A 14,493-nucleotide genomic window follows, 5' to 3' on the forward strand; every position below is an offset into this window, starting at 1 on the left:
AACTCGTTCGAGTATTTCCTCGACGTGCTGGGCGGCGCAGCCACTGACGCCAGCACTGCCAACACTGCCAGCGCAGCCGGCGAACCCTACGTGCTGATGTTCGCAGGCCAGTCCACACCGTGGACGACGGCGCTCAACGAATTGGCCGAGGACGGCCAGACGAGCAGCGTGCTGCACGCCCAAGCCGACGCCGCGCGCGCCAAACTCGCCCCTGTAGCGGCTGACCTGCTGGCCATAGCCGGCAAGCCGCTCGACTTGTTCGCGCTCGCGGCCGCCACGGCCAGCACGAATTCAGCACGCCTCGGTGCGGCTGCCGACGCCACAGCCAGCGTTGAAGGCATCGCATTGGCGCAGCTCGGCGCGCTGGCTGAGCTGGAAGCATTGGGCTTGGATCTGCGGCAGCATGCGCCAGCCGCATTGCTCGGCCATTCACAAGGCGTGCTCGGCGTACACATGGCCCATGCCATCGCCAAAGCCGGTTCCGTCGAGGCCGCTGCCGACGCCACGGCCAACATTCTGGCCATCGCCGCGCTGATTGGTGCGGCCGGCACGCGCGCCGCCCGCCAGGAAGGTCTCGTGCCGCGTTTTGGCGATGCCACGCCGATGCTGTCGGTCAAGGACGCCACGCCTGAACAGGTGCAGGCGCTGATTGCCAAGGTGCGCAATGCTCGCACACCTATCTCAATCGCCGTGCGCAACGCGGCCGACCATCTTGTGCTGTCAGGTCATCCGCAGGATTTGCAAGCGTTCGCCGACCAGGCCGCCAAACTCGCCAAGCGTGAGCAGGCCGCGCGTGACGGCAAGCAGCAGGGTGGCGCCGTGTTCGATCCGACGCTCGAATATTTGGACGTGACACTGCCATTCCACAGCCCGCTCATGGAGCCGGCCGTCGAGCAAGTGGCCCAGTGGGCCGCCGCCTGCGGACTTGACGTGGACACGGCCGTCACGTTGGCGCGTGAAGTGCTCGTCGATCCCGTCGATTGGGACGGCCAGGTACGCCAGTTGCTGGCCGATCAGGATGCAGCCGCACTCTGGGCGCTCGACTTGGGTCCGGGTGCTGTGACGGCCAAGCTGTTCTCAGCTGTCGCACAAGGCACGGGTGCCGGTGTCGTCGACGCGTCGACGGTCGAGGCGCGTGGCGCGCTCGCCACGACGCCAGCCCGTGCGTTTGCCCGTTTGCAGGATTGGTCGCGGTTCGCGCCGCGCGTGGTTGAGACGGCTGACGGCCCGAAGCTCAGTACGGCGTTCTCACGTTTGACGGGCAAGCCGCCTGTGCTGTTGGCCGGCATGACGCCGACGACTGTTGATCCAGAGCTTGTGGCCGCCGCTGCCAACGCGGGTTACTGGGCTGAGCTGGCTGGTGGCGGCCAGGTCACGGCCGAAGTGCTCGACCGCAACATCGCCGAACTCGAACGCTTGCTTGAAGAGGGCCGCACGGTTGAGTTCAACGCGATGTTCATGGACCGGTATTTGTGGAATCTGCAGTTCGGCCAGTCGCGTCTCGTGCCGAAGAAGCGTGCGAGCGGCGCGCCGATTGACGGCGTGGCCATTTCCGCAGGCATTCCTGAACTCGATGAGGCTGTGGAGCTCGTGCGTTCGTTCCAGGCCGACGGCCTGCCGTACGTCGCGTTCAAGCCCGGCACCGTCGACCAGATCCGCCAGGTGGTGCGCATCGCCAAGGCCGTGGCTCCTGTGACTGTGCTCATGCAGGTTGAGGGCGGCCAGGCTGGTGGCCATCACAGCTGGGAAGCGCTCGATGATTTGCTGCTGCAAACCTATGCGCTTGTGCGTGAGCAGCCGAACCTCGTGCTGTTGGCCGGTGGTGGCATCGGCACGCCAGAACGTGCGGCTGACTATGTGACGGGCGAATGGTCGCTCAAGTACGGCCGTCCGGTCATGCCCGTGGACGGCGTGTTCATTGGCACGGCCGTGATGACGGCGCGTGAAGCACATACGAGCCCTCAAGTCAAGCAGCTGCTGCTCAACACGCCCGGTATCACGCCAGACACGCCTGCTGGCGCCGATTTGGGTACCGGTGATTGGGTTGCGTCAGGCAAGGTGCGTGGCGGCATGACGAGCGGCATGAGCCATCTGCACGCCGACATTTACGAAATCGAGAACACGTCGGCCCAGTGCGGCCGCTTGCTCGCCTATCTTTCGAAGCATCCCGACGAGGTTCCGGCTCGCCGTCAGGAAGTCATTGACGCGCTGGCCGGCACGGCCAAGCCTTATTTTGGTGATCTTGACACGATGACCTACCGCCAGTGGGCCGAACGGTTCGCTGAACTGTCGTTCCCGTGGGCCGACCCGACGTACGCCGACCGTTTCCTGCATATGCTGCAGCGCATCGAGGCGCGTTTGACGGCTCAGGAAACGGGTTCGTTCACGCCGTTGTTCACCACGCGTGAGCAGGTGGAATCCGACCCGTCGGTTGCGATCGCCGAGCTGGTCAAGGCGTATCCGCTGGCTGAGCAGCGCATTGTTTCGCCGATGGATGCGGCTTGGTTCACGACGCTCGTCAACGAGTATCCCAAGCCGATGCCGTTCGTGCCGGTCATTGATGGCGACGTGTTGCGTTGGTGGGGCCGCGACCAGCTCTGGCAGTCCGAAGACCCGCGCTATTCGGCCGATGTTGTGCGCATTATTCCGGGTCCCGTTTCGGTCGCCGGCATCACGTCCGTCGACGAGCCCGTCAAGGACATTCTGGGCCGGTTCGAAACGGCGATGATTGACCGTGCCGCAGCCCAACAGGCGGACGAACAGGAATCACATATTGATTTCTCTGGCGCCAACGCGAGCGTTCCCGCCTCCGGCCAGCGTTTCGCCGTGCTCGGTGAGGCTGGCGACGCGGCTGCATTCATCCGTCGAAGCCCGAATATCTCATGGGTGGGCCACGTGATGGACAACCCGGCCTACGGCACGCAAGATGACGACGCGACGTATGAACTCGTGTCGCTCGGCCAAGGTACGGACGAGCAGGGACGCACGGTCGAACAGTTCGACCTGGTGATTCATCTCGACACATTCTGGGACGGCGATCCGGATGGTGGCCTCTCAAAGCATGCCGTGCGTGAGATCACGATTCCGCTTGACGTGGCGCATGTGGCCGCTGGCACGATGCCTGTGGTCAACCGCGAGCGCCTGCCCAAGCATGTCTACTCGATGCTGGCCGCCACGGCCGGCATTGGCAACACGGCAATCACGGGTGACGAGTTGACCGAACTGCCTGTTGCTGATACGGCCAGCGCCAACGAAACGGCGCCGTTCGGCTTCGTGCACGCAACCTATACGCTCTCGCCAAACCTGGGTCTTGACCACGCGGCGGCCACGGGCTCGGCGATGCTGGAAACGGCTGACCTGATGATGTCGCGTATCGTGCCTGACGCGCTCGTGGGACCGGCGTGGCCTGCGATCTATGCGGCGCTCGGCTCGGTCATGGTTGACGGATACCCGGTGATTGAAGGCCTGCTGAACGCCGTGCATCTCGATCATCTGATCGATTTGGCCGTCACGGACCAGGAGCTGCTGGCGCGCACCGGTGAACAGGTGGTGTTGACGAGCTGGGCTGAACCGTATGCCGAGTCGGCGTCGGGACGCGTCGTAACGATTCACGTGAAACATTGCGCGCAGGACGGCACCGAACTAGCCCATGAAACCGAACGGTTCGCAATCCGTGGACGCGCTTATAGCGCCGCGCTGCCCGAACCGGCAGCCGAATATGGCGGCCTTGGCGAGGATGTGGAGCCTACGCCACGCCGTCTGCTGCGCCGCGTGAAGGTGACGGCGCCGGGTGACATGACGGCGTTTGCACGCACGTCGGGTGATTTCAACCCGATCCACACTTCGACACGTGGCGCGGCGATTAGTGGACTGTCGGCGCCGCTCGTGCATGGCATGTGGCTGTCGGCCACGGCCCAGCATGTGGTGCAGGCCACCGATATCAAGGGCATGCACTTTGAGATTGAAGGCTGGACCTATTCGATGGTCGGCATGGTGCAGCTCAACGACGAAGTCGAAATCAGCGTGGAGCGCGTCGGCCACTTGCCGCATGGCGGTCTGGCGCTTGAAGTCACGTGCAAGATCGATGGCGCGCTCGTCTCGCGTGGCACGGCTTTGTGCCGCGCACGCCGCAGCGCCTACGTGTACCCGGGCCAGGGCATCCAGCAGCAGGGCATGGTGTTGAATGAACGCGCGATGTCGCCGGCGGCGCGTGCCGTATGGGAGCAGGCTGACGCGTTGACACGTGAGAAGCTTGGATTCTCGATCCTTGCCGTCGTACGTGACAACCCGACCGAGTTGACGGCCAACGGTGTGACGTATCGACACCCCGAAGGCTTGCTGAACTTGACACAATTCACGCAGGTCGCTCTGGCGACGGTCGCGTTCGCGCAGACGGCGCGTTTGCGTGAGGCCGGCATGGATATTGACGGTTCGTATTTCGCAGGTCACTCGCTTGGCGAATACAACGCGTTGAGCTCGTATGCCGATGTGATTCCGCTCGACACCGTGCTTGAGCTCGTGTTCCACCGTGGTTCGACGATGCATCATCTGATTGAGCGTGATGAGCAAGGCCGTTCGAACTATCGTATGGGCGCGTTGCGTCCGAACCAGTTCGGTGTGGACGACGCGCATGTCAAGGATTATGTGGCGCGAGTCGCTGAGGAATCGGGCGAATTCCTGGAGATTGTCAACTACAACCTGGCCGGACAGCAGTATGCCGTGGCTGGCACAATCGCCGGTTTGAAGGCGTTGCAGGCCGATTCGGCACGTCGCGTGGCCGAGTATGGTGGCAAGCCCGCATTCATGTTGGTGCCGGGCATTGATGTGCCGTTCCATTCCACGCTGCTGCGCAAGGGTGTGGAGGAGTTCCGCAACAAGCTCGACGCGTTGCTGCCGCAATACATCGACTACCATGGCGCGTTGGAACACCGCTATATTCCGAACCTTGTGGCTGTGCCGTTCGAGATGACACGCGAATTCGCGCAGCGCATCCTTGATGTGGTGCCCTCGACGCGCATCGCTGAAGCGTTGGCTGACCCGGCCGTCTGGGACGAGTATGCGGCCGACGACCAGAAGCTTGGCCGTTTGCTGCTGACCGAACTGCTCAGCTGGCAGTTCGCATCCCCGGTGCGCTGGATTGAAACGCAGGCGCTGCTGTTCGGGGCTCGCGAACAAGGCGGTCTTGGCGTGGAACAGTATGTGGAAGTCGGTTTGGGCAATGCGCCGACGTTGGCCAACCTGGGTGCCAAGACGCTGCGCCTGCCGCAATTCGCCGACCGTGTGGTTGATGTGTTCAACGTGGGTCGTGACGAAGGCCGCGTCTACATGACCGACACTGATTCACTCGTTGAGGAAACCGTGGAAGAAACGCCGGTTGAAGCCGCTGCCGAACCGTCGGCTGCTCAGGCTGCGCCTGCCGCAGCTGAGGCAGCGCCTGCCGCGCCGGCACCGGTGGCTGCTCCGGCTGCTGTACCGGCTGTGGCGGCCGGATCAGTGGCTGATATCGCGTTCAAGGCGCATGACGGCATCGCAATGCTGCTGGCCTATGAAGCCAAGGTGCGTCCAGATCAGATTGGCGGTTCGGACACAACCGACACGTTGACCAATGGTGTGTCGTCGCGCCGCAACCAGCTGTTGATGGACATCAGCACCGAACTCGGTGTGGCCAGTGTCGAAGGCGCGGCCGAAGCCACGGTGGACGCGCTCAACGCGATGGTTGACAAGGTGGCGCCGAACTACAAGGCGTTCGGCCCGGTGCTGGCCGACATTGTGCGTGACCGCGTGCGTGGCATGTTTGGTGCTGCAGGCATCAAGCCGGCCGCAATCGAACAGCGCGTGACCGACGTGTGGGGCTTGGGCGAAGGCTGGGCCAAGCATGTGGTGGCCCAGATTGTGCTGGGCACGCGAGACGGCGCGAGCGCGCGTGGTGGCGATTTGGCCACGCTCGGCACGGACTGCGCATCGAACCAGGCGGCGGCCAATGCGCTGATTGACGCGGCTGTGGAACAGGTCGGTGCTGAGCAAGGTGTTGCTGTGGCCAAGCCGTCGGCTGGCGGTGCATCCTCAGTAGCCGTGGATTCGGCCGCGTTGGATGAATTCGCACAGACAGTGACCGGAAATAATGGAATCCTCGTGCAAACGGCACGCTACATTCTGAACCGTCTTGGGGCCGACGCGGCTGTGACGGCCGATGAGGGCGACGATCAGAGCCATGTGCTCGAAGCGGTGGCCGCCGAACTTGGTTCCGACTGGCCCGAGCAGGTGGCGCCGCGGTTCCGTGCGAGCGAGGCCGTGCTGTTTGACGACCGTTGGGCGTCGGCGCGTGAGGATTTGGCGCGTGCGTTCTACGACCGTGACGAAACGGCGTTGGACGGCCAGTTTGCTGGCCTTGGCCAGGCTGTTGCCGAGCAGGCGCGCTGGTATGCGACGCAAGCCCAGGAAGCCGGCGAAACCGAGCTGGCGCAACGGTTTGCGGCGATTGCCGACGAAGCGTTGACGACTCCTGAACTGCCGTATGCGGGTGACGTGGCCGTCGTGACGGGCGTGGCGCCCAACTCGATTGCCGCGCAGGTCGTGGCCGGACTGCTGGAAGGCGGCGCGACCGTGATCGCCACTTCGCACAGCTTCCGCCAGAGCGTCAAGAGCTGGGCCAAGCGCACGTTCCGTACGCACGCCGCAGCTGGCGCGAAACTGTGGCTTGTTCCTGCGAATTTGTCAAGCTACCGGGATGTGGACGCGCTCGTGGACTGGATTGGACACGAACAGAAAAAGGTGAACGGCGCGACGACCACGGTGCTCAAGGAAGCTTACGAGCCGACACTGTTCTTCCCGTTCGCCGCTCCTCCGGTGCACGGCACGCTGGCTGATTCGGGCGAACTGTTCGAATCCCAGGCGCGACTGATGCTGTGGGGAGTCGAGCGTGCGATTGCCGGACTCGCGGCGCTCGGTGCCGACACGGACGTGCAGCACAAGTTGCACGTGGTGCTGCCGGGCTCGCCAAACCGCGGTATTTTCGGCGGTGACGGCGCATACGGCGAGGTCAAGAGCGCGTTTGACGCGATTGTCAACCGTGCGCGTGCCGAGCGTGCCGCATGGTCACAGCGCGTGACGTTCGCCCACCCGCGCATCGGATGGGTGCGCGGCACGGGCCTGATGGGCGGCAACGATCCGCTCGTAGCCGTGGTTGAACGCCAAGGACTGCGCACCTACAGCACGGCTGAAATCGCGCAGGAACTGCTGGCGCTCGTCTCTGCCGAATCGCGTGAGGCCGCCAAGCAGGCCCCGCTGAACGTGGATTTGACGGGCGGACTGGGCGACACGCCGATTGACATCAAGGCGCTGCGCGCTGAAGCGGAAGCTGACGCGGCGGCTGAAGCTGCTGCTGGAGCTGGTGCCGGGGCTGGTGTTGCTGGTGCTGCTGGAGCTGGTGTTGCTGACGGTGACACGGTGACAATCAAGGCGCTGCCGAACCTGACAGTGCCGCAGCAGGCGAGTGTGGATCTGGCCGACTGGACGGCTGTGACGGCGCGTCCGGAAGACCAGATTGTGATCGTGTCGATCGGCGAACTTGGCCCGTGGGGCTCCGGCCGTACGCGTGCCGAGGCCGAACTCGGCATCCATGAGGACGGCACAGTGGACCTGTCGGCCGGAGCTGTGCTCGAACTGGCATGGAACATGGGCTTGATCTCGTGGGCCGACACGCCTGAACCGGGCTGGGTCACGCCGGAAGGCGAGCTCGTGCCCGAAGAGGAAATCCACGAACGCTTCCATGACGAAGTTGTGGCACGCAGTGGCGTGCGACCGTTCGAAACGGGCATGGGATCGGACTACCGTCCGGGAGCCGGTGCCGGTGGCACGGGCGGCAATGACGAGGAAGAAGCCGAAGTGTTCCTCGACCATGACGTGACGTTCAGCGTGCCGTCGCAAGCGATCGCTGAAGAATACGTGGCAGTGGACGAAGCGCACACGACGATTGCCGAAGATGCGGAAAGCGGCGAATGGCTCGTCACACGCACGGCCGGATCGATGATCCGCGTGCCGCGACGCGCCACAATGACGCGCACCGTGGGCGGCCAGTTCCCCGACGGATTCGATCCGATCAAGTGGGGCATTCCAGCCTCGATGGTCGGAGCCGTGGACCCGATCGCGTTGTGGAACATCGTCGTGACGGTGGACGCCTACCTGTCGGCAGGATTCACGCCAGCCGAGATTTTGCAGGCCGTGCACCCGTCGATGGTGGCCAGCACGCAAGGCACAGGATTCGGCGGCATGCACTCGATGCGCAAGCTTTATCTCGACCGCTTCCTGAACCATGAGATCCCAACCGACATTTTGCAAGAAGCGCTGCCGAACGTGGTGGCGGCCCATGTGATGCAAAGCTACATCGGCGGTTACGGCTGCATGATCCAGCCCGTGTCGGCGTGCGCCACGGCAGCCGTTTCGCTCGAGGAAGGCGCCGACAAGATCGCGTTGGGCAAGGCTGATTTCGTGGTCACGGGCGCCATTGACGACATTGGCGTGGAATCGGTGATTGGCTTCGGCAACATGAACGCCACCGCCAACTCGGCGGAAATGCTGGCCAAGGGCATTGCGCCGCGATTCTTCTCACGTGCCAACGACCGTCGGCGTGGCGGCTTCATCGAATCGCAAGGTGGTGGCACAGTGCTGCTCACGCGTGGCGACATTGCGCAGCGTTTGGGACTGCCTGTGGCTGGCGTGGTCGGATTTGTGCATTCCTACGCCGATGGCGCGCACACGTCAATCCCGGCACCCGGCTTGGGCGCGCTTGCCGCAGGCTTGGGCGGACGCAACTCAAAGCTTGCACGCGATCTGGAACGTCTGGGCGTTGGTGTGGACGACATCGCCGTGGTCTCGAAGCACGACACATCCACGAATGCCAACGATCCCAACGAGTCCGAGCTGCACAACTCGCTGGCCCATGCGTTGGGACGTGCTGAGGGTGAACCGCTGTTCGTGATCTCGCAAAAGAGCGTGACCGGCCACGCCAAGGGTGGCGCCTGCGTGTTCCAGGTCAACGGCTTGACGCAGCTGTTCCGCTCCGGCGTGGTACCGGCCAACGTGGCGCTCGACTGCGTCGACCCGAAGCTGGAACGCGACGACCACATGGTGTGGTTGCGCCAGCCACTGGACTTGGGCGCTCGCGGACCTATCAAGGCCGCACTGGCCACGTCGCTGGGCTTTGGCCATGTGTCGGGCTTTGTGGCGCTCGTGCATCCGGGTGCGTTCGAGGCCGCTGTGGCCAACACGCTGGGCCAGCAGGCGCTCGATGAATGGCGTGAGCGCGCCAACGAGCGTTTGGCTGCAGGCCGCCGCCACTTCGAAGAAGGCATGATGGGCCACAGCGCGTTGTACGAGCCAGTCGACAACCGCCGCTTCGCCGAAGACGGTCGCGGCTACGTGGCGCACGACGTGGAGAAGGCCATGCTGCTCGATCCCGAAGCCCGCCTAGGCGCCAACGGCCAGTTCTAAGCGATATCGCGGCGCGGCTGCGTGGTTGCGGCGCTGGTTGAGCGGCATGCGTGATGTCGTGCGACATCAGGTGATTGCGACACAATCCGTGGTGGGGTGGTACCCGTTGGTACCACCCCACCACTTCTTATATGTCCCTATCCCGCCTTCCCACCCAACTTCTTCGGTCAACTTCCCAGCCCCTCAAACTGCCACTTGCCTGACCAGCTTGGTCAGAAGGTTTACGGTTTGGGCGCTGAAATTGCGTCTTTTCTGACCAGCCTGGTAAAGGAAATTACGTTTTTGGCCCTTAAACTGCATCTTTTCTGACCAGCTTGGTAAGGAGGTTTACAGTTCCAGCCCTTAAACTGCGTCTTTCCTGACCGGTCTGGTCAGGAGGTTTACGGTTTGGGTTCTCAAACTGCATCCTTTCTGACCAGCTTGGTAAGGGAAGATGCGTTTTCGGTGGATTCCTGGTTTGATGGCGGCGGTTGCCACTGGTGGGGAGGGATCGTTATGACGGTTGGCGTGTGGTGGTGACGTACCATGCGACGGTGGGCTGGCACAATAGTGTGGGCGGTGTTGTGTGCAGTGTTGTGCGCACGTGGCGAGCAGCGTCGTGAGCAGATCGGAGTGAGGCGAAAGGGGTGCGATGCGCGGGTTGGGGCATGATGTGGTGGAAGTGACGGCGTTCGCGCAGCAGTTGGAGCAACCAGGTACAACCATGGGCAAGTTGTTTTCGATGCGCGAGCGACGCCAAGCGCAGCAATCAGCCCAACGGCATGGTGACGGCATCGCCGTGCATCTGGCTGGCAAGTGGGCGGCCAAAGAGTCGGTAATCAAGGCCTGGTGCGAAGCGCTGGCCCAACAGGGGGTACACACGCGAGCGGCGTTGCCTTACACGATTGAGTCGGTGCCGTGGAGTCGCATCGAGATTCTTGACGATGCGCTCGGCGTGCCGCATGTGGTGCTCGGCAGTGAGGTGCAAGCTATGCTTGTGCAATCCCTGGGCGATGCGGGTACTGCGGAAATCAATCAAAACAGCCCAAAGCAAGTCCGCTGGCACGTAAGTATCTCGCATGACGGGCCGATTGCGTCCGCAGTGACGGTACTTGATTGACGGAACTTGCGATGTGTGCGTGCTTGTGTATAATGGCACACGTTGCCCCAGCGGCGTACGCGGATGTAGCTCAATGGTAGAGCCTCAGTCTTCCAAACTGATTACGCGGGTTCGATTCCCGTCATCCGCTCCAACAGACGAAACGGCTAGACTCCAAAACGTTGGAATCTAGCCGTTTCTGTTTGTCTGCGCTTACGCTGCATGAGCGGAAAACGCAGCTGTTTGGGTTGGATTTGTGTTGAATTCTTCAACAACTCTTCAACGGAATGCAGCTGCGACCCGCAGTTTACCCGCGCAACGCTGTGGCGTTGGGGGAGCGGGCGATCCACGGTTTGACGATGACGGCGAACACGATCAGATAGGCCACAGAAAACAGGAAACCGGCCGAAACGTCGCTCGGATAGTGCACGCCGAGATACACGCGGCTGACGATGATGATGCCAATCAGCGCGGCAAGCACCACGGTCCCAAGCCAGCGCAGCCAAACATTGCGGCAGAACCACCACAACAACACAATCAAAAACCCGTAAAACGCCGTGTTGACCATGGCATGGCCCGACGGAAAACTGTATCCCCACTCCTGAATGATGCGATGCTCGCTCGGCCGCGGGCGCCGCACAATCTCTTTGAACAGCGTATTGAGTCCAAAAATCAACGCCAAATTGATACACACGGCCGCGCCGAGACGCCGGTTGCGCACGATGGCCAGCATGAGCAGCGAAATAATGATCAACGGCCAAGCCGACCCGAGGAACGTGCAGGCCTTCATGAACGGCGTGAGCGCAGGGGAAATGAGATGGGCGGCGAACCAGGAGTAGACCGTCTCGTCGAATGCGCCCGTACGATGTTCGGCCACGAGCATCCACAGCCAAACGAACACAGCCGTGCACACGACGAGTAGCAGCATCTGCACCACAATGCCGACGGGGGAGTGGGCAGGCGCAGCAGGGACGGAAATGGCTCTACGATTGCGGTTTTCACTCATTCGTCCAATCTAAAACGCGGGACATACAGCGGGTGGCGAGGAAGTTGGGGGTGGAAAGGCGAGGTCGGCCGGGAGTCGAGCGGCAATCGCTCGGCCGCCCCTGTTTTCGTCTCCCAGAGGAAAGCAGGGGTTTCAAGGTTTTCCCAGCATAGCGCGGATAGACTGAAGGCGATCGCCCGGCCGGGCCGTTCCGCTGGACGTTGCGCGAGAACGTTGTACGGGCACGTTGTACGGGCACGTTGTGCGGACCTGAGCCGCTGGAAATTTGTTGAAGGAGGCTGCCATGAAGCAGCGTACGATTTGGTTGTTCATCGCAGTGATCTGCTTGCTGACGATGCTGTGGGGATTCGGCATGCACTCCAACTTCACAGTGCTCATTATTTGGCTCGTGTGCTGGGGTATCGCGGCCATCGTGTTCTTTGTACTTGCGGGCAACACAGCCGCCGACAAGCGCATCGGCGGCGCGTCGTCACCCGTCAAAAACGTCAACCTGCTGCCCGATAACTACTGCGCGATCGACGTCATCACGCATTCGCCGGACAGTGATGAACTGATTGAACTCGCCGCGATCCGCGTGCGCTCCGGTAAGCCCGTGGGCCAGATGGAAACGCTCGTCGCCCAGTCGGGTCCGCTGCCGCAAGACGTGGCCGCACGCACGGGACTGACGGATGCCGCGCTCGCCGGGCAGCCGTCCGTCAAGCAGGCGATCGAGCAGTTCCTCTCGTTCGTGGGCAACGACACGTTTATCGCGCCGAACGTGGGCCGCATGCAGACTGAACTGTTCTTGGCCGAACGTGCCAGCGGCGTGCCGATGCACCGCAATATTTTGATCGATCCGCTCATGCTTGAGCAGCAGATGTATCCGGGTGACGACACGTCCTCGATCAACGCGCTGATGAACCGCGCCGGTTTGATGGAAGCTCCGGCCACGCGCGCGCTGACGGCCTGCAAGCAGACGGTGGCTTGCTACCGCTGGCTGCGTCAAACGATCATCAACAGCCGTAAGCAGGCGTGAACGCTTGGCTGAGTAGGAGCTCAGCTGGGGCGTGCGGGGAGCGTTGTGAACGTCCGCAACGTCCGTAATAAAGCCGCACTGCAGTAGCTCAAGATTGAGTTGCTGCAGCGCGGCTTTGTGTATGGTGCGGCTCTCCCTCCGTCTCCCGCAGTCTCCCTCCTTCTCCCGTCGTCCCCTCCCACCCGTCTCCACCCTCCTCGAGCGTGCGTTAGCCGCCCGTTAGTATACTGGGCTCACCAATGTTCCCGAGACGTTCCCAAGCGCTCGCAAGCGGCTATGCAGAACACCGTGGGAAACATTGTGGAACACATGTTCAGACGCAACAACCCGCGGGGAGGAAGCAATATGGTGGCTGACGAGCGCGTCACGCACGATTCGCAGGATGGTTCCGCAGCGGCTTCCATCGATACGGCCGTCAGCAATCCCGCTGCACCTGCTGAACCGTCCGCTTCGGCAACTTCCAGCGCTGCCGCAGCTCCCGCCGCCCCAACCACTCCAGCTACTCCAGCCACCCCGTCCGCGCAGTCCCCGTCCGCGCAGCCCTCGTCCGCGCAGTCCCCGTCCGCGCAGTCCGAGGCCGCCCCTGACTCCCCGTCCGTCCCCACGGTTTCCAAGCACCCCACTCCCACGATCGGCGAGACTGACATTTCGTTGGCCGACATTGAAAAGCGCCGCTCGCATCCGGGAGTTTGGGTGGCAGGCATTATTATTACTCTGCTTGCATTGATAGCGCCGTACTGGTATGGCCGGGCCCTCGCTGTTACGCAAACGCATATGATCATTGATCACCTGAGCATGCTCGAACCACGCGGCGTGGCGATGGTCAGCTGGGAAGCCACGTTGCTCGGCTTCATTGGCCTGGGCATGATGATCATTGACCGCCACAAAATCGCTTGGTTCTCGCTGTTCACCCTGTGTTTGGTCGTGGAACAGTTCATTGCCGGACTGTCACTGCTGAAGTTCAACTTCTGGAACTCGACCTACGTGATTTATGGCGCCAACGCACGCCTCGCCAACGCCGCGAACCTTGGCATCATCGCCGCCGCGCTCGGTTTGGCCGTGTTCGCCGTGGTATGGGTAGGTTTGCTCGTGTGCATCAAAAAAAACGTCGCCGCTCAACGTGTTGACTCGCGTGTGGGTATCGTTCCTGTTTTTCATCGTCATCGAACTGCTGGCGTTGGCCGTTGTGCTGTTCGGCGGCTTGATCACGACGGTTTAGTACCGGTCAAGTAATTCCGGACGCCCCGACGCTCCCACGTTCCCGCACTCCCACCTTCCCCACGCTCCCGCCGCCCCGTTGTCCGTAGGGCGTGGGTACCATTATCGCTTGGCGTACATCGCCCGCGGATCGAGAGCGCTTCCAGCATCGGGTTGGAGGCACCGCGCAACTCATTTGAGGAGGAAGCCGTGGCACTCACGACTGAAGAAAAGAAGCAGATCATCGCTGAATACGCGACTCACGAAGGTGACACCGGCTCGCCTGAGGTTCAGGTCGCTCTGCTGTCCAAGCGCATCGCTGACTTGACCGAGCACCTCAAGGAGCACAAGCACGATCACCACTCCCGTCGTGGTCTGCTGCTCATGGTTGGTGACCGTCGTCGTCTGCTTGATTACCTCAAGCGCGAAGACATCGAGCGTTACCGTTCGCTGATTTCCCGCCTCGGCCTGCGTCGATAATCGACGTTTAGGCACGTCAAGGCGCGTCAACTTCAAACTTTTCAGGTCCGTCCCGTCAAGGGATCGGACCTGTTTTTTATTTCCGCATAATCTTCGCAAGCGTTCCGTTGCCGCACATAGGCATGCCGTTTCGTTTTGTGCCGCTTGCGATGCGCTGCAGGACTCGCTCAGTGATGTGCACGAATCGTACTACAATCAAGCACGGTGAATAATTGCGGGACGCCAGTG

Annotated in this window: 5 protein-coding genes, 1 tRNA gene and 1 pseudogene; 6 read left to right on the top strand and 1 reads right to left on the bottom strand. The window is 62.2% G+C overall.

Features of this window, described 5'->3' with window-relative positions:
- The first annotated feature begins 96 nt into the window (after positions 1 to 96).
- The 3 genes from BGLCM_RS02755 to BGLCM_RS02765 all read left to right on the top strand — a co-directional run bounded on the left by BGLCM_RS02755 (position 97) and on the right by BGLCM_RS02765 (position 10,721).
- Positions 97 to 9,489 carry a type I polyketide synthase gene (locus tag BGLCM_RS02755; RefSeq protein WP_044084691.1) on the top strand — a complete coding sequence of 3,131 codons (9,393 nt, stop codon included), beginning with the start codon at positions 97 to 99 and terminating at the stop codon, positions 9,487 to 9,489.
- Between the two features lie 631 nt (positions 9,490 to 10,120).
- Positions 10,121 to 10,588: a holo-ACP synthase gene (locus BGLCM_RS02760; RefSeq protein WP_006295354.1), complete on the top strand. Its 468-nt coding sequence runs from the start codon at positions 10,121 to 10,123 to the stop codon at positions 10,586 to 10,588.
- A 59-nt stretch (positions 10,589 to 10,647) separates the two neighbouring features.
- A tRNA-Gly gene (locus BGLCM_RS02765) sits at positions 10,648 to 10,721 on the top strand.
- Positions 10,722 to 10,874: 153 nt separating this feature from the next.
- Here the strand turns inward: BGLCM_RS02765 and BGLCM_RS02770 are convergent.
- The gene (locus BGLCM_RS02770) at positions 10,875 to 11,573 is read right to left on the bottom strand and encodes a phosphatase PAP2 family protein (protein WP_006295353.1); all 699 of its coding nucleotides are present in this window, start codon (positions 11,571 to 11,573) and stop codon (positions 10,875 to 10,877) included.
- 283 nt (positions 11,574 to 11,856) lie between these two features.
- On the opposite strand from BGLCM_RS02770, the gene BGLCM_RS02775 reads away from it, so the two are divergent.
- The 3 genes and pseudogenes from BGLCM_RS02775 (at position 11,857) to rpsO (ending at position 14,265) form a co-directional block, all read left to right on the top strand.
- Positions 11,857 to 12,588, top strand: a complete 732-nt coding sequence (locus BGLCM_RS02775) for a 3'-5' exonuclease (RefSeq protein ID WP_044084637.1) — start codon at positions 11,857 to 11,859, stop codon at positions 12,586 to 12,588.
- A 537-nt stretch (positions 12,589 to 13,125) separates the two neighbouring features.
- Positions 13,126 to 13,807 (top strand): annotated as a pseudogene (locus BGLCM_RS02780) (hypothetical protein); the annotation flags it as partial.
- 188 nt (positions 13,808 to 13,995) lie between these two features.
- On the top strand, positions 13,996 to 14,265 hold the full coding sequence (gene rpsO, locus BGLCM_RS02785) for a 30S ribosomal protein S15 (protein ID WP_044084639.1): 270 nt from the start codon (positions 13,996 to 13,998) through the stop codon (positions 14,263 to 14,265).
- The last annotated feature ends 228 nt before the right edge of the window (positions 14,266 to 14,493 follow it).

The organism is Bifidobacterium gallicum DSM 20093 = LMG 11596 (genome assembly GCF_000741205.1).
GTDB classification, from domain to species: Bacteria; Actinomycetota; Actinomycetes; order Actinomycetales; family Bifidobacteriaceae; genus Bifidobacterium; species Bifidobacterium gallicum.

Excerpts from the sequence above, each read along its gene's own strand:
- BGLCM_RS02770 (WP_006295353.1), bottom strand. The coding sequence starts at position 11,573 with ATGAGTGAAAACCGCAATCGTAGAGCCATTTCCGTCCCTGCTGCGCCT.
- BGLCM_RS02755 (WP_044084691.1), top strand. The coding sequence starts at position 97 with ATGTTCGCAGGCCAGTCCACACCGTGGACGACGGCGCTCAACGAATTG.
- BGLCM_RS02760 (WP_006295354.1), top strand. The coding sequence starts at position 10,121 with ATGCGCGGGTTGGGGCATGATGTGGTGGAAGTGACGGCGTTCGCGCAG.
- BGLCM_RS02775 (WP_044084637.1), top strand. The coding sequence starts at position 11,857 with ATGAAGCAGCGTACGATTTGGTTGTTCATCGCAGTGATCTGCTTGCTG.